Here is a 14,962-nt window from a genome sequence, read left to right as displayed (position 1 = left end):
TTTTTTCTTCACAGAAATCCACTCCTTCTAGTGCATGAATTTCCGCAGCGATAGGTTTACGTTCTCCTGAACCGTGAAGAAAATGCGATAGAGTTCCTTGCACGGCGTATTGGGATAAAAAAAGCGCCCCGAATGCGGGACGCGTAGGTTCATGGCAAAATATACGAGCCATGCTCTGTCATTCTTCCTACGCTGGCATTACCCAGATCAGGTTAAAGGGTCAGTATCTTGATGGGATACAATCTCAGCCGGCCTTATTCCAGCTCCCCCGAACTATGTAACTGCGGATACACTAGTCATTATAGACACGTAACCCCTGTCTGTCCAGCAGGCAAGCTGAAAATTCCTCGGGTATCCTTGCTGATTGATTTGCTTTTTAATTTCCAGCAGAGTATAATTAATACATCTGGAAATTTAAAGAAGTGATATTCGCATGTTGAAAAGAGTGTCAATTTTTTAAAAGTGAACTTTTTTCAATGTGTGAATTTTTTTTACGAAAAAAGGAACATGTTAATCTGTATCGAGGAGGCAACAAACATGGAAACTGGAACAGTAAAATGGTTCAATGCCGAAAAAGGCTTCGGATTTATCGAGGTTGAAGGCGGCAAGGATGTTTTCGTTCATTACAGCGCAATTACCGGCGATGGCTTTAAATCGCTGGACGAAGGTGCACGCGTTCAATTTAATGTGGTTCAGGGCAACCGCGGGCCGCAAGCCGAGAATGTCGTAAAACTGTAATGCAGAGCCGGCTGCCCTTAACGCCCCCGCGTTGAGGGCGGCTTTTGTATTCTTTTTCGGCACGCTGGCAATAGATAACATTCTAGGAGGTAATCATGAACTACCGTAAAAAAACGATTGAAGAGATTCCTGAGGAGAACACCGCAGTTTGGTCTTGCATAAGCGATGATTGCAACGGATGGATGAGGGATAACTTTGCGTTTGATTATAATCCGGTATGTCCGCTGTGTTCCTCTGAAATGGTAAAGGGAACCAAGCTCTTGCCTCAGCTGATTAATTCCAGTTCCCTGAAATCCGAAGGCTAGTCCCAGATTAACACTGATTCTGCAACAACAAACAAGCTGCTTCCCGGCAAAGGCCGGAAGGCAGCTTGTTTTCATGAGAGCAGGGGATTGCATCCCCGAATGAAATGAAATATCTTGGAACTAATGCTGAATCGCCTTGAATTTCGTGTACATAAACAATCTCCAGCGGAGAATCATTCCGAACGCAAGGATGAAGAAGACGGAGCCCGTCTGCAGCACGGAAATATACTGCTCTACGACCTCATGCAGAGCAAGGCGAACAGCTAGCAGCCCGATCAGGATATAGGCGAAGCCTGGTGAACGCTTGGCATACACTTCTCCATCAACTGTCTCGAAATGGGTGGTACGAACCAAGGGGTAGGAGAACAGAAACCATCCGGCAGCAAACGCGACAATCACCCAGATCCATGGGATTCGCATTTGCGGCTCAATAAACATTAGGAAGCCGGTAGCCATTCCCAGCGGAGGGATGATAATCTTCTTGATCGTCACAGGCCGGCGGCTCGCCTTGAGCCGGACGATAAGGACGGATATGGCCATCAATGCGGCCCCGATTGTAAAGAACAGCTGGAAATACGGCGAATCTAATAGTTGGCTCATTTAACAGATCCCTTTCTTGACAGCAGATCATTAAGTGATACTTCGTGATTAGAAGACGACTTGTTGAACATCCTCTATAAGTTAGAACATTATAACATATTCTGCAGCTTCTGTTTCACTCGACCTGTAGGGAGGGAAAAAAAGGTGAACAGTGGATTTACGATCATAGTCCACTGCCTGCTCCATCTATCTTAAAGAACCTTTATTCCAGGGAGGAATTGCGATGAATAACATAAACCGGGATGATAAGCTGTTGTTCTATGTAGGATCTTATGCGGAGGAGAGCAACGATGGAATCCATCTCTGCGAGCTGGATAACAACACGGGAGCGCTTCAACTGCTGCATGGCGCTTCGGGTATTAAGAACCCTTCGTTCCTGGTCGTCAATCAGGATCATACCCGTCTCTATGCTGTCAGCGAGCAAAGTGAGGGGGCGGTGTTCAGTTATGAAATTGATCGGGAGAACGGGAAGCTGACCCAACTGGCTCGGATTTCGACAGAAGGTGCGGATCCATGTCATTTATCGCTGGATGGAAGGGGCAGCCTGTATGCGGCCAACTATTCCAGCGGCCATGTGAATCGTTATGTGCTGGATGAGCGGGGAGCCGCTGCCGAGCTTGCGGCCCTGGTCCAGCATGTGGGCCAGGGATTCCGCGAGGACCGGCAGGAGGCGGCCCATGCCCATAGCATTGTTCCTGATGCTAACGGACGCTATGCTTATGTATGCGATCTGGGACTGGATCAGATTATCTATTACGATCTAAGTGAAGGAAAGCTGACTACGGCAGGAGAAGTGGAGCTTCCGCCGGGTTCAGGGCCGCGCCACTTCCTTATTCATCCGAACGGGGAGTATGCCTATGCGATCAATGAGCTGAACAGTACGATTACGGTATTTGCCTATAACCGCATTCAAGGCCATTTGGAGATTCTCCAGCATGTTTCAACCGTACCGGAGGACTTCGGGGGAGAGAATTACCCGGCTGACCTCCATCTGTCTCCGGACGGCCGATACGTATACGGCTCTAATCGGGGCCATGACAGTATCGTCAAGCTCACAGTGAATTTGGAGACGGGAGCGCTGGAGACGCCGGAGTGGACCTGCGGAAGAATCAACTGGCCGCGTAATTTTGCAGTGCTTGAACGCTTTGTGCTGATCGCGAACCAGAACGGAGACGATATTGCCGTATTTCGCAGGGACCCGGCCACTGGAGGGCTGACAGCGACAGAGCATGGACTGGCGCTTAAGCAACCGTCATGCATAGCACCTTTATGAGGCGGTTCTCTTCGGGTTCTCGCAACCTTCCCGGTGTTGAACAACCGGCTTTTTGAACATGCGGTTTCAATTAAAATAATTGCTTGGAACACCGTAAGGTGTTCTTTTTTTTGTAAAAAAAAGGTTTGACAACCTATGCTCAGCCATATAGAATAGCACCATAACAAACTAAACAGGTAGGAATAATCAAGTTGTTCTGGCCGTACGCACGGAGGAACGCTCTGCTTGCCTTGGCAGACACGGGTAGCGGCTCGGTCTGACCGGTCAGGAGGCAGCGCGTTACTCCGTTTGCTGTATCGGCAAAACCTGTAAAACCAGAAATACTTGCTGAGAGAAATGAAAATTCGGGAAGAGGATGAGGAGTGATACGATGAAAAAGGGGATCAAAAAGGGAGTTCTGCTGGGAATAGTTGTAGCAATGACGGCGGTGCTCGCCGCCTGCGGATCAGATTCGGATGCGAAGAGCGCAAGCGGAGATTCCAGCGGTGAAAGCAAGGGAAGCGTAGAACTTTTGAATGTATCCTACGACCCGACTAGAGAATTATACGAGCAATATAACAAGGCATTTGCTGCTTATTGGGAACAGGCAAAGGGGCAAAAGGTAACGATCAAGCAATCGCATGGCGGCTCCGGCAAGCAAAGCCGGGCGGTCATCGACGGACTTGAGGCGGATATCGTAACCCTGGCGCTAGGCTATGACATTGACGCGATTCAACAAACCGGATTGATTGATGAGGGCTGGCAGAGTGAGTATGAGCTGAACAGCTCGCCTTATACCTCCACGATTGTATTCCTGGTTCGCAAGGGGAATCCGAAGGATATCCAGGACTGGGATGACTTGATCAAGGACGGGGTCGAGGTAATCACTCCAAATCCTCAAACATCAGGCGGAGCACGCTGGAATTATCTCGCTGCCTGGGGTTACGCGCTGCATAACAATAATAATGACGAAGCTAAGGCACAGGAGTTTGTGAAGGAATTGTTCGAGCATGTGCCGGTGCTTGACAGCGGCGCCCGCGGAGCTACTACCACTTTCGTGGAACGGGGACTTGGCGATGTGCTCCTGGCTTGGGAGAATGAAGCGTGGCTGTCGGTGAAGGAGCTTGGTCCGGACAAATTTGATATCGTCTATCCATCGGAGAGTATTCTGGCCGAGCCGCCGGTTGCCATCGTGGATAAGAACGCGAATAAACGGGAAACCGCCGAGGTTGCTGCTGCCTATCTGGAATATTTGTATTCGGAGGAAGGCCAGACCATCGCAGCCGAGAATTATTACCGTCCGACATTGGATCGTGTAAAAGAAAAGTTCGCGGATCAGTTCCCGGAGATCAAACTGTTTACCATTGACGAGGTATTTGGAGGATGGGCCGAGGCTCAGCCGAAGCACTTCAATGATGGAGGCATATTCAACCAGATTTATGCTCCGAAATAATCTTGACCATTACCGACCGCACGAAGCGGAGGGGCATTTTACGGACCGGAAGGAAGCCGTAGCGAAGCCCGAGGAAAGGATGAACTTTTGATGCAAACTGGCGTCTCCAAACGCGGGGTGCTCCCGGGTTTCGGGCTGACAATGGGGTATAGCGTTGTATATCTGAGCCTTGTTGTATTAATCCCGCTATCTGCTCTGCTGCTTAATTCGACCGGGTTGACCTGGGAGAAATTCTGGAGTGTTGCTACGGATCCGCGAGTGCTCGCTTCGTATAAAGTCAGCTTTATGACCGCAGCGGCGGCAGGCTTGATCGATACGCTGCTCGGTCTGCTGCTGGCCTGGGTGCTGGTCAGATATGATTTTCCCGGAAAAAGATGGTTTGATGCGATCATCGACCTGCCGTTTGCGCTTCCTACGGCAGTTGCAGGCGTATCGCTGACCGCCATCTATTCCCAGAACGGCTGGATCGGTTCCTGGTTCGAGCCGCTGGGAATCCGGCTTGCATTTTCCCCGATTGGAATTACGCTTGCCTTGATGTTTATAGGCATTCCTTTTGTCGTCAGAACGGTGCAGCCGGTGCTGCAGGATTTGGATGCAGAGGTGGAAGAGGCCGCTGCTACGCTTGGCGCCAGCCGTTTTCGCACCTTCTGGAGAGTGGTCTTTCCAGAGCTGCTCCCTCCGCTGTTGACCGGCTTCGCGCTGGCCTTCTCGCGGGGAATCGGCGAGTACGGCTCCGTGGTCTTTATCTCCGGCAATATGCCGATGAAGACCGAGATTGCCCCGCTGCTGATTATGTCGAAGCTGGAGCAGTTTGACTACGCTGGAGCCACTGCGGTAGCCATTATCCTGCTGACGATTTCGTTCGTGCTGCTTCTGCTGATCAATTCACTTCAGCGCTGGGTTCGCAAGACCGCACGCTAAGGATGAATTGGAGAAGACTCGCGACCTGACCTAAGGAAATTCGGAGAGGAGTATGCAAATGGCCGGTTCTGTACCTATGAATACAGCTAAAGCCCCGGTGTCAAGGAATCAGACTACCCGTTCTACCGGAGCCGTGAAATGGATTCTGATCGGCTCGGCTGTACTGGTGCTGTTATGGCTGATCGTATTGCCGCTGGCAGTGGTGATTACGGAAGCATTAAAGAAAGGATGGGGCGTGTACGTGGAGGCGATCCGCGACCCAGATGCCTTATCCGCCCTGCGGCTTACATTGCTGGTTGCCCTTATAACAATACCGTTAAATACCATCTTCGGCGTGGCTGCTGCCTGGGCGATAACCAAGTTCCGCTTTCGGGGCAAACAGCTTCTCGTGACTCTGATTGATCTGCCCTTTGCCGTATCTCCGGTGATTGGCGGCCTGATCTATGTACTTGTCTATGGGGCCCACGGATGGTTTGGTCCGTGGCTGCAGGCACATGATATCAAGATCATTTTTGCGCTGCCGGGAATTATTCTCGCGACGATGTTCGTTACCTTCCCGTTTGTTGCCCGGGAGCTGATCCCGTTAATGGAGGATCAGGGGCAGCAGGAGGAGGAAGCAGCAGTTACACTGGGAGCACGAGGGTTCCGTGTATTCTGGAAGGTGACGCTGCCTAATATTAAATGGGGTCTTCTGTACGGCATCATATTGTGTAATGCCAGAGCGATGGGAGAGTTCGGAGCCGTCTCGGTCGTGTCAGGTCATATCCGCGGCGAGACGAACACCTTGCCATTGCATGTGGAGATTTTGTACAACGAGTATCAATTTTCGGCTTCCTTTGCTGTAGCATCCTTGCTTCTGCTGCTGGCATTGGTCACATTGCTGCTGAAAGGCTGGTTCACACGCAAGAGCAGCCATTAGCAGCACAGATTTTTGAGGTTCCTTTGGGGAGGGGGCTGCAGACGTGGCGAAACCGTTAAAAGTGGATGGGGTATGGTTGGACCGGATTGCTGAGCTGCTTGATGAATTGGAGTTCGGATCGCTGAACATCGTGGTTCATGAAGGACAAATCGTCCAAGTAGAACGAACGGAACGAAAGCGATATGAGTTGAACGGCACAGCTAGCGGAAGAAAGGGAGGGCCTTCGCGTCAGGACCCGAAGCCTCGGCGCAAGGCGGAGATTTAAGTTCAGCGGAAGCAGAGGTTAGACTGCCTGTGCGGCTGCAAAATAAGGGGCAAAGCAGGAAAAACCTGCTTTGTCCCTTATTTTTAATGGGATGAAGTTTATCTTAACTTCAGAGAACTAGTCGCTGTTGGAATCGCTCGGGTAAGAAGTATCCGGGGCATCAGACTCTGCTATAGCCGGTGAGAGCAATTCCTGGGAGTCCTTCTGGTAATGACCCGCAAAAGGGCGGGATTTGCGCGGCTTTGAGCCGGTAAGACGGAAGCCGGCCAGAAATAATAGCAGCTGCAATACCAGAATGTATGGAGCGAATGACTCGCCGAGCAGATTCAAGAGATACAATGCGGCGATAAGAACAGACCAAAGACGCAGCAGTACGGAACCGACGTTCGGCCGATTCCCCCCCATCACTGCAGGATACAGAAGCAGCAGCGAGAACAAGGCGGAACCAAATTCGCTCCAGGGATTCACAAGCTCTAATAGACTTGTCGATGAGGGCTCGCTAAGCGCATAGATAAGAAAAAACAATCTTCTTAGCAACACTAATATTACAATGGCAAACACAAATGGAACAGCAGGACGGATCGTTTTCCATAGGGCATATCCCCATCCAGGTGATTCTGAGCGATGAAGCAGCTTATCCCGCTCCATACATAGGCGTTCACACTCTCTTTGGAGCGTCTTGAGCAATAAGGGCAGGCGAGCTGTATCGGGCTCCTCAGCACATGCGGATATCTGCATCAGCAAATCAGTAGTTATATAGGGAGCACTCCGGCAGGCGAGCATCCGATCAAACAGGATTTGTCTATCCTCCCGAGTTAGGTTATTCTGTTCAAGCGCGGAGATCAGTGCGCTTTCTGCTGATGTATACAGCTTCAGGGTTGCTCCAATCCGGTCGATCCGGCGGTGTTCACGTTCGGTTGAGAATTTAAGCGTTACACCATAAATAATGAGCAGTCCTACGACGCTTGCAAGGATTCCGACCCAGGACATTCCGAAGAACACGAGCGAGTCCATCGATTCCGACAGTGACAAACGGTATCACCCTTTCGATATTCCTTCCTCCACTATTGCACAATGATAATATAATTATCAAGCCCAGCGTACAATCATTAGCTCAACTTTTAATTAGCTTAACTAATATTAGGAAATACCATATAGCAAGCAACAGAATCTTGAATTCGGGAGGAAGTCATTTATGAAAATCGCGTTATTTGGAGCAACAGGGACAATAGGGAAGGGCATTCTTGAAGAGGCGCTGCGCAGGGACCATCAGGTCGTAGCTGTGCTGAGGGATCCGGAAAAGCCTTTGTCCAAGGATGGGCATGAAGGCGTGATAAAGGTGAGCGGGGATATGCTGATGCCGGATTCGATTGCAGCTGCAGTGGAAGGCTGTGATGTCGCCATCAGCGCCTATGGACCGAGGTTCGGAGCGGAGAGCGAATTGGTGGAAGCAACGCGTTCATTTATAGAAGGAGTCCAAAAAGGCGGGGTGCGCCGCCTTATTGCTGTTGGCGGAGCAGGAGGATTGGAGGTCGGGAACGGAGTCCGATTGTTGGACACGCCTGAGTTTCCGGATGAGATAAGGCCCTTGGCCCGAGCTCATGAGGATGCGCTTCAGGTATATCGGGCTTCGGATTCTGCCTGGACCGTACTCAGTCCTGCCGCTGTCATCGAGCCGGGATCCCGAACCGGCCAGTTCCGAATCGGGATCTCGCAGCTGGTGAAGGACGAACTGGATCAAAGCCGGATCTCTGTTGAGGATTTCGCCGTGGCTTTGCTGGATGAGGTGGAGGACCCCCAGTTCTATCAAGCGCGTTTCACCGTTGGTTACTGATAGTTACTGAACAGCCGTTAAGTAAGAACGTCTGCGCCTCAAAGGGCGCAGGGCGACGGCAAGGTGCAGCAATGGCTGCTGTGCTCGCCTAAGTAGTCACCATCGCACCGCCATTTACATGCAGCACCTCGCCGGTTGCAAACGATGAATCATCGCTGGCGAGATATACATAGGCCGGTGCCAGCTCGAACGGCTGCCCGGCCCGTCTAATCGGGGCATCCGTTCCGAAGGTTTTAACCTCCTCTGCGGAGAAGCTGGACGGAATGAGCGGAGTCCAGACGGACCCCGGAGCGACCGCATTGACGCGAATGCCGCAGTCTATCAACGAAAGAGCCAGTGACCGGGTGAAGGAGACAACCGCTCCCTTGGTCGCTGAATAATCGATGAGCGTCTTGTGACCGGCATAGGCCGTGATGGAGGCCGTATTGATAATGGCGCTGCCCGGCTTCAAGTGGGGAAGCGCGGCCTGTACCAGGAAGAAGAACGGAAAAATATTTGTCTGGAACGTCTGATACAGCTGCTCTTCAGATATATCGGCAATGCTCTGCTGCGGGTATTGAACGCCATGGTTATTGACCAGCACATCAAGCTTGCCGAAGCAGCGGACCGTCTCGGAGATGACATGCTCGCAGTTCTTTTTGTGCCGAAGATCAATCTTCAGCAAGAGACATCGCTGGCCGATCTGTTCGATGCGCCGGCGGGTCTCCTCGGCATCGGAGGTTTCCCAGAGATAGGGAATGACGAGATCGGCTCCTTCCTTGGCGAACGCGATGGCTGTAGCCCGGCCGATGCCGCTGTCTCCGCCGGTAATGATGGCCGTCTTCCCCTTTAACTTGCCGCTGCCGCAATAGGCTGGATTTTCAAAGATAGGTCTGGGATGCATTTTGCTCTCCAGGCCTGGTTGAACCGGCTGATGCTGAGGGGGAAAAGCAATCGGCTGCTCCTTGCACACTTGCTCAAAGCCGTAATAGGGATACACTGGAATCATAACGATATGAACTCCTCTCGAGTGGGGTACGCGATATAACATTCTTGCTATATATATGCATCCGCCCATAAGAGCGTGCTGGCATGGAGTGTGCGTTGACTTTTGCTGAAAATATTGATAGCATCAATTCAAAGTATACTAGAATAATCGGAATTGCTCCTCAGATAAAGGAAGGGATACGCTGATGACAAAGGTAACAGTGATCAATGGAACACCTACACCCGGCTCCAGGTTGACGGCCATTATCGCGCTGGCGGAAGAACTGCTCGCAAAGGAAGGCATTGAAGTAAATCATGTCAATGTGGGTGAATTGCCGCCGGAGGATCTGATTCATACGAAATTCGAGAGCGAGGCCATCGTCAAGGCGAATGCGCTCGTTGCCGAAGCGGATGCCGTAATCATAGCCAGTCCGGTGTATAAAGCTTCTTATACCGGCGTATTGAAGACATTTTTGGACCTTGTTCCGCAAAAGGGATTGGCCGGGAAAATCATTCTCCCGTTATTTATCGGGGGGAGCCTGGCACATCTGCTGACCATTGACTATGCCTTGAAGCCGGTCTTGTCCGCACTGGGTGCGCGCCATATTTTGGGCGGAGTCTATACCGTGGATTCCCAGGTTGCCAGAACAGAGCAAGGCGGCTTCGATATTGCAGAGGAATTGCAAGCCAGACTGCAGGATAACATTCAGGAGCTGTTACAGGAGACAAAGCGTCGGATTGCCTCGGCGGATGTATAGGTGAATGGGAGGAGACATTAGACGCATGCAAAAATTAGTGTTTTTTGTAGGAGTGGCTGGAACCGGCAAGACAACCGTGGCGCTTAAGCTGGCAGAACGGATTCAGGCGGCGTTTCTGGACCGGGATACGGTAGGCGGCAGGTTCGTGGAGAAGATGCTAGAAATGAACGGGCTGGACGTGAATGATCGGGATTCCGACTTTTACAAGAAGCATCTGCGCGACCTGGAATATGATACGACCAAGGATATCTGTATTGAGAATCTGGCTGCAGGACAGAATGTCTTCATGATTTCTCCTTTCACGGCCGAGCTGAAAAACAAGGCATGGATTGAAGAGGTGCTCGCGGCAGCTGGCAAGACTCATGCTGAAGTAGACGTGAAGGTGGTTGCTGTGACGCTCAAGGACATGGACCTGCAGAAGGAGCGTATTATTGACCGCCAGACAGAACGCGACACCTGGAAGCTCGAGCATTGGGATGACTTCAAGCACCGCGTCCAATTCGTACCGGATATTCAATGGGAGATCCCGGAATCATCCGTTCTTGTATTTGATAATAGCGGCGAACTGACCGAAGAGAAGGTTGAGAAGCTGTATCGGTTCGTAGCTGGAGAATAATCCTCTTCTAAAAAAGAACCCGGCCCTAGGGATTATGTGCGTTCGTGAACGACATATCCTTGGGACCGGGTTTGTTTGTTATGGCGGGAAAGTTTGCAATAGCAGGTAGTGCACAGGCACAGTTGACAGGCTGACGCCAATCAGCACCGCCGTTAGCACGTAGGGAGGGGCAGCCGTGTGAAATGATCTTACGATCACTGTTGTTCGCGGATTTCTATGATTGGACTAAGTTCTAACAAGGGAGAAATCCGCTCACAAAGGCGAACGCTGACGCTCTATGCTTCCAAAGTAGCTTTCTTGGAGAAAGCTTTTACCTTCACACTTATGCCCTGACTACTTCGCCTTTGCAGTTTAACTGCAATGCAATTGAATTGCCTGCGTTGCGCCCTAAACTGCAATGGGATAAGCTTGACCCTGCGGCGGCATCATGAGACTTAGGTAACTCTCGTGCTAGTGTTGGGCCCCGACCTAATGGTGCTCCGACCTTGCACTGTAATTCGCCTGTCCAGCCAGTACTAAAATTTTCTCCGAACTTCATCCGCCCTTCTTGACCAACCTCATTTAGCTCACCTCATCCGGCTACGCTCCAGTGAAATTACTTCCCTTAAAAACTTCATTCGACGCACATACCCACATTTAGTGAAAAAACTTACCTTAGATCACCAGTAGCTAGCCAAACCCGCGTTTTAGCCAACTTTAAGTACAAAAATTTCACTATATCCGCATTTCTATCATTTCCACTGAATTTAAGGTAACTTTTTTCACTGGATGCGTACAATCGTACTTTCATACCATCGAATGATCACTGTCATGCTGCGAAACACCGCGCCCTGAGAGCCGCGCTCGGTGCGAGGTTTACGCATGTTGCGCATGCGTACTTGGTCGGTATTTTGCAGAATCTGCTGGAATTGCCTTGCACTGCGGGCTAGTTGAAATGGGGGTATCCCCCAATGATGATGCGGTGTTGCCTATTTACTGTTTGAATGCATCTGCGTAATAGAGAGGGTACAGTGCATCCGGCACCTATAAAGCCGAACTAAGAGCCTGCGTAATAAGGGCATAAGGGTGAGTGTGCTGAAGTAAAAGCTTTCTGAAAGAAAGCTACATCGGGAGCATACGCTCGGAGTGTTCGCCTTTGTGAGTGGATTCATACAATTTCAGATTTTACTCAATCAAAGGAATCCGCGAGCAACAGCGATCGTAAGCACACTTCACACGTTGCCCCCAGCAACGCAGAATCATTGGTCGGCTTTTTTTGCTGTTGGTGTACTCGCACTGCTGCGCACTTGCATCATTCAGCGTCAGACAAGCAGCAACGCGTCCAGATCCAGGATGTCAATCTGCCGCTGCCCCTGCTGCGAGATCCAGCCTGATGCTTCGAAGTCGGCCAGCTTGCGGCTGATCGTCTCGGGGGTGGTTCCAAGATAGGAGGCCAGATGCTTCCGGCTCATCGGCAAGGTGATGCCGCTGTTCTTTTGCATTTCAGACAGGTTGGACAAGTACAATGCAATACGGGTTTCGACCGTTTCGGTAGCGATACGAGTGGCCTGCTTCTCGCTCTCCGCCAGACGGGAGGTGAACTCGCCCAGCATCTTCAGGGCGATCTGCGGGTATTTCAGCAGGAAGCTCTGCAGGCTGTCTCGGCTCATGATGCACAGCTCCAATGGCTCGAGCGCTTCGGCATAGGATTCGTGCATGGATGCGGAGAACAGCGATAATTCTCCGGTAAAATCTCCGGGGCCGAGAATCCGGATCAGCTGCTCCTTGCCGTTGCCGGAGAGGCGGTAGATTTTCATACTGCCTTTATGGACAATATACAAGCCCTCCGAGGTCTCGCCGGAATGATAGACGATCTGGCCCTTGGGGAATTGGTGGGAACGAGTCGTCTGGACGATCTCCTTCAATTCATCAAGATCCAGATGATTGAACAGAGGCACAATGGAAATACAATATTGCTGACGCTCCTCTGCGTCGGAGTTATGATGACAGCCATGGCTGCAGCTTGTGGAATCTTGCATAGTAGTATTCCTCCTGCAAAAAAGGTTCTTATGTGGTAACAGTAGCACGACCGCGGAAACGGTTCAACCGGATAGCATTCAGAATGACCGCCAGGACGCTGAGCTCATGAACCAGCATACCTCCGGCCAGCAGCACCTGGCCAAACAGGACGCCTGAAATAAGGAGCAGGGCGGTGCCGAGGGCCAGCGTGAGATTCTGCTTCATGTTGCGGACAGTCGCCTTGGCCAGCCCATGGGCATGCGCGAATTGATCGAGCCGGTCGGCCATAAGCACGATATCGGCGGTCTCCATAGCGATGTCGGTGCCGCCCTCACCCATGGCCAGACCGATATCGGCGGTTGCAAGGGCCGGAGCGTCATTAATGCCGTCGCCTGCCATAGCTACCCGAAATCCGTCGCTTCTTAAGCTCTGGATGAATGCCGCCTTTTGCTCCGGCAGCATCTGGGCATGAACTTCATCCAAGCCAAGCTGATTGCCGACAAGCTGTGCGGTATGGCGGTTATCTCCGGTGAGGAGGATCATTCGTGTCACACCGGACCTGCGCAGATGCCGGATGGCAGCGTCAGCTTCCTCCCGAATCGGATCGGCGATGGCGAACATCCCCGTCAGGCGTCCTTCCACGCCTATAAAAACGACGGTATTACCGAGCTTTTCAAGCTCCACTGCCTCTTCATCCGACCCCTTGCCGATGCCGATCCCGCTCGTCTCCAGCAGCTTGCGGCTGCCGATGACGATCTGCTGCCCAGCGATGACAGCCCGTATTCCGCCGCCTTTTATCACCTCTACTTGCTCCGGTTGTCCGGTAAGTTGAATCCCTCTGCGTAAGGCCTCCTGCACGACCGTATATCCAAGAGGGTGCTCGGAAGCCGTCTCTGCTTCGGCGGCAAGTCGGAGCACGTCATTTTCCTCGCCTTCGAATATCCGGATCGCTCTAACCTCCGGTCTTCCTTGGGTTAGTGTGCCCGTCTTGTCAAAGACCACCGTATTGATACGGGAGAGCCCTTCCATGGCTTCGCCTCCCTTGATAAGCACCCCGTGCTTCGCACCGTTGCCGATGCCGGACACCAGGGAAACAGGAACTCCGATGACAAGGGCGCCGGGGCAGGCAATGACAAGGAAGGTAAGGGCCATTTCCAGTTTCCCAGTCAGCACATAGACGAGCAGGGACAGAAGAACGGTTGCGGGCGTGTAGATGGCGGCGAAACGATCTATGAATTTTTGAGTGCGGGATCCCGATTCCTGGGCCTCTTCCACCAGTTGGATCATCCGGGCAAAGGTGGTCTCCTCGCCGACCCGTTCGGCAATGACATCGATGGAGCCGTTGTCGATCAATGCCCCGCTATAGACTTTATCCCCTGCCGATTTCATGGCCGGGCCCGGTTCTCCGGTGACCGCCGCTTCATCAATAGCCGCCTGTCCGGAAGCAATGGCGCCGTCAACCGCGATTCTCTCGCCGGAGCGGATTCTTACCCGGTCGCCTTGCTGGAGTTGATCGACGGGCACAGAGGCGGCGCTTCCTTCGCGAATAACGGTTGCGGTGGTTGGAACAAGTGCAATAAGCGATTGAAGCGAGTTGCGAGTCTTGGCTAATGACCTGGACTCCAGCCAGGCGCCTAGCAAGAACAGAAAGGTAACGGCGGCTGATTCAACGTACTCGCCCAGATAGACTGCACCGGCTACTGCCAGGGTGACGAGCAGCTCGATTGTAACGATGCGCATAACGGCTGCCCGGAAGGCCTTGGTCACAATCGGAGCAGCGGCAATGACGGTAGCGGTTAGCAAGACTCCCTGGCGCCAAGAGACGGCTCCTGATATTTCGAGCACTCCGGCTAACAGCAGTAAGATTCCCGCTAACAAGGTGATGACATGTATGGTTTTGGTCTGCATAGCATTCTCCCTTCTATATTAGCGCGTGTTCAAAAAGTTGACTTTTTAAGCAACCTCCATCAAGCATCAGGACAGCTTCATTGTCAGAACGGGGTAACCAAGCCGGTGGAGAAGATCGGACAGCTCATCCAGTGACACGTGTTGCTCCTGGAAGGCGATCCTCACTTTGCCTGAATGGAATAGGACCTTTGCTTCCTCCACGCCCGGGGTGCCAAGCAGTGCTTTTTCTATTTTTTTGATGCAAGACGGACAAGTCAGGGGCTCCAGGGAAAATACGGCTTTACTCATAAACATACATCCTCCAATATTCGTATTTGGCAAATCTGATGAATTAAGCATACGCCTGCTTGCGATGGAACACCTTGATCTACCTCAAGTTTATCGATGGATACGAAGGAGGCGTTTTACACATTCCTGTCCAACTGTTTT

The 14,962-nt window shown here is 51.7% G+C and carries 16 protein-coding genes and 1 riboswitch; of the genes, 10 read left to right on the top strand and 6 right to left on the bottom strand.

The annotated features are described in order from the left end of the window. Positions 1–167: 167 nt before the first annotated feature. Positions 168–280, bottom strand: a riboswitch (TPP riboswitch). A 257-nt stretch (positions 281–537) separates the two neighbouring features. Next, positions 538–738, top strand: a complete 201-nt coding sequence (locus TX85_RS14955; protein ID WP_044480314.1) for a cold-shock protein — start codon at positions 538–540, stop codon at positions 736–738. 95 nt (positions 739–833) lie between these two features. After that, complete coding sequence (locus TX85_RS14950; RefSeq protein WP_044480313.1) at positions 834–1,043, top strand: cold-shock protein; 210 nt, start codon at positions 834–836, stop codon at positions 1,041–1,043. A 120-nt stretch (positions 1,044–1,163) separates the two neighbouring features. Here the strand turns inward: TX85_RS14950 and TX85_RS14945 are convergent, their stop codons facing one another. Next, entirely contained in the window at positions 1,164–1,643 is a 480-nt protein-coding gene (locus TX85_RS14945) for a CcdC family protein (protein ID WP_044480312.1), read from the bottom strand. A gap of 223 nt (positions 1,644–1,866) precedes the next feature. Between TX85_RS14945 and TX85_RS14940 the strand changes: the two genes are divergently transcribed. The 5 genes from TX85_RS14940 to TX85_RS14920 all read left to right on the top strand — a co-directional run bounded on the left by TX85_RS14940 (position 1,867) and on the right by TX85_RS14920 (position 6,453). Then, the gene (locus tag TX85_RS14940) at positions 1,867–2,916 is read left to right on the top strand and encodes a lactonase family protein (RefSeq protein ID WP_044480311.1); all 1,050 of its coding nucleotides are present in this window, start codon (positions 1,867–1,869) and stop codon (positions 2,914–2,916) included. A 370-nt stretch (positions 2,917–3,286) separates the two neighbouring features. Next, the gene (locus TX85_RS14935; RefSeq protein WP_044480310.1) at positions 3,287–4,348 is read left to right on the top strand and encodes a sulfate ABC transporter substrate-binding protein; all 1,062 of its coding nucleotides are present in this window, start codon (positions 3,287–3,289) and stop codon (positions 4,346–4,348) included. A 90-nt stretch (positions 4,349–4,438) separates the two neighbouring features. Then, a complete protein-coding gene (gene cysT, locus TX85_RS14930) occupies positions 4,439–5,269 on the top strand; it encodes a sulfate ABC transporter permease subunit CysT (protein ID WP_044480309.1) in 831 nt (276 codons plus the stop codon). Positions 5,270–5,345: 76 nt separating this feature from the next. Continuing rightward, a complete protein-coding gene (gene cysW, locus TX85_RS14925; RefSeq protein ID WP_233500762.1) occupies positions 5,346–6,188 on the top strand; it encodes a sulfate ABC transporter permease subunit CysW in 843 nt (280 codons plus the stop codon). A 43-nt stretch (positions 6,189–6,231) separates the two neighbouring features. Next, on the top strand, positions 6,232–6,453 hold the full coding sequence (locus TX85_RS14920; protein ID WP_044480307.1) for a YezD family protein: 222 nt from the start codon (positions 6,232–6,234) through the stop codon (positions 6,451–6,453). A 117-nt stretch (positions 6,454–6,570) separates the two neighbouring features. On the opposite strand, the gene TX85_RS14915 is transcribed toward TX85_RS14920, so the two are convergent. After that, complete coding sequence (locus TX85_RS14915; protein WP_044480306.1) at positions 6,571–7,485, bottom strand: hypothetical protein; 915 nt, start codon at positions 7,483–7,485, stop codon at positions 6,571–6,573. Between the two features lie 163 nt (positions 7,486–7,648). Here TX85_RS14915 and TX85_RS14910 point away from each other — a divergent pair, with 163 nt between their 5' ends. Further along, positions 7,649–8,287 (top strand): NAD(P)-dependent oxidoreductase, encoded by a 639-nt coding sequence (locus TX85_RS14910; RefSeq protein ID WP_044480305.1) that lies wholly within the window; start codon positions 7,649–7,651, stop codon positions 8,285–8,287. A gap of 88 nt (positions 8,288–8,375) precedes the next feature. Here TX85_RS14910 and TX85_RS14905 read toward each other — a convergent pair whose 3' ends face one another. Continuing rightward, a complete protein-coding gene (locus TX85_RS14905) occupies positions 8,376–9,275 on the bottom strand; it encodes an SDR family oxidoreductase (RefSeq protein ID WP_044480304.1) in 900 nt (299 codons plus the stop codon). A gap of 184 nt (positions 9,276–9,459) precedes the next feature. On the opposite strand from TX85_RS14905, the gene ssuE reads away from it, so the two are divergent. Together ssuE and TX85_RS14895 are read left to right on the top strand one after the other, a co-directional pair. Next, a complete protein-coding gene (gene ssuE, locus TX85_RS14900) occupies positions 9,460–10,011 on the top strand; it encodes an NADPH-dependent FMN reductase (RefSeq protein ID WP_044480303.1) in 552 nt (183 codons plus the stop codon). Between the two features lie 25 nt (positions 10,012–10,036). Continuing rightward, the gene (locus TX85_RS14895; RefSeq protein WP_044480302.1) at positions 10,037–10,627 is read left to right on the top strand and encodes an AAA family ATPase; all 591 of its coding nucleotides are present in this window, start codon (positions 10,037–10,039) and stop codon (positions 10,625–10,627) included. A 1,301-nt stretch (positions 10,628–11,928) separates the two neighbouring features. Here TX85_RS14895 and TX85_RS14890 read toward each other — a convergent pair. From TX85_RS14890 to TX85_RS14880, 3 genes are all read right to left on the bottom strand, one after another. Beyond that, on the bottom strand, positions 11,929–12,645 hold the full coding sequence (locus tag TX85_RS14890) for a Crp/Fnr family transcriptional regulator (protein WP_044480301.1): 717 nt from the start codon (positions 12,643–12,645) through the stop codon (positions 11,929–11,931). Positions 12,646–12,673: 28 nt separating this feature from the next. Next, positions 12,674–14,533, bottom strand: a complete 1,860-nt coding sequence (locus TX85_RS14885) for a heavy metal translocating P-type ATPase (RefSeq protein ID WP_044480300.1) — start codon at positions 14,531–14,533, stop codon at positions 12,674–12,676. 66 nt (positions 14,534–14,599) lie between these two features. After that, positions 14,600–14,821, bottom strand: coding sequence for a heavy-metal-associated domain-containing protein (locus tag TX85_RS14880; protein ID WP_044480299.1), 222 nt, complete (start codon positions 14,819–14,821; stop codon positions 14,600–14,602). Between the last annotated feature and the right edge of the window lie 141 nt (positions 14,822–14,962).

Origin of the sequence: Paenibacillus antibioticophila, assembly GCF_000455265.1 — a bacterium.
GTDB classification, from domain to species: domain Bacteria; phylum Bacillota; class Bacilli; order Paenibacillales; family Paenibacillaceae; genus Fontibacillus; species Fontibacillus antibioticophila.
The sequence above is the reverse complement of the archived record's forward strand: the minus strand, read 5'-3'. Positions and strand labels throughout refer to the sequence as shown.

Bases quoted from the DNA above. Each gene is read 5' to 3' on its own strand.
- TX85_RS14955 (WP_044480314.1), top strand. From the start codon at position 538: ATGGAAACTGGAACAGTAAAATGGTTCAATGCCGAAAAAGGCTTCGGA.
- TX85_RS14950 (WP_044480313.1), top strand. From the start codon at position 834: ATGAACTACCGTAAAAAAACGATTGAAGAGATTCCTGAGGAGAACACC.
- TX85_RS14945 (WP_044480312.1), bottom strand. From the start codon at position 1,643: ATGAGCCAACTATTAGATTCGCCGTATTTCCAGCTGTTCTTTACAATC.
- TX85_RS14940 (WP_044480311.1), top strand. From the start codon at position 1,867: ATGAATAACATAAACCGGGATGATAAGCTGTTGTTCTATGTAGGATCT.
- TX85_RS14935 (WP_044480310.1), top strand. From the start codon at position 3,287: ATGAAAAAGGGGATCAAAAAGGGAGTTCTGCTGGGAATAGTTGTAGCA.
- cysT (WP_044480309.1), top strand. From the start codon at position 4,439: ATGCAAACTGGCGTCTCCAAACGCGGGGTGCTCCCGGGTTTCGGGCTG.
- cysW (WP_233500762.1), top strand. From the start codon at position 5,346: ATGAATACAGCTAAAGCCCCGGTGTCAAGGAATCAGACTACCCGTTCT.
- TX85_RS14910 (WP_044480305.1), top strand. From the start codon at position 7,649: ATGAAAATCGCGTTATTTGGAGCAACAGGGACAATAGGGAAGGGCATT.
- TX85_RS14905 (WP_044480304.1), bottom strand. From the start codon at position 9,275: ATGATTCCAGTGTATCCCTATTACGGCTTTGAGCAAGTGTGCAAGGAG.
- ssuE (WP_044480303.1), top strand. From the start codon at position 9,460: ATGACAAAGGTAACAGTGATCAATGGAACACCTACACCCGGCTCCAGG.
- TX85_RS14895 (WP_044480302.1), top strand. From the start codon at position 10,037: ATGCAAAAATTAGTGTTTTTTGTAGGAGTGGCTGGAACCGGCAAGACA.
- TX85_RS14890 (WP_044480301.1), bottom strand. From the start codon at position 12,645: ATGCAAGATTCCACAAGCTGCAGCCATGGCTGTCATCATAACTCCGAC.
- TX85_RS14885 (WP_044480300.1), bottom strand. From the start codon at position 14,533: ATGCAGACCAAAACCATACATGTCATCACCTTGTTAGCGGGAATCTTA.
- TX85_RS14880 (WP_044480299.1), bottom strand. From the start codon at position 14,821: ATGAGTAAAGCCGTATTTTCCCTGGAGCCCCTGACTTGTCCGTCTTGC.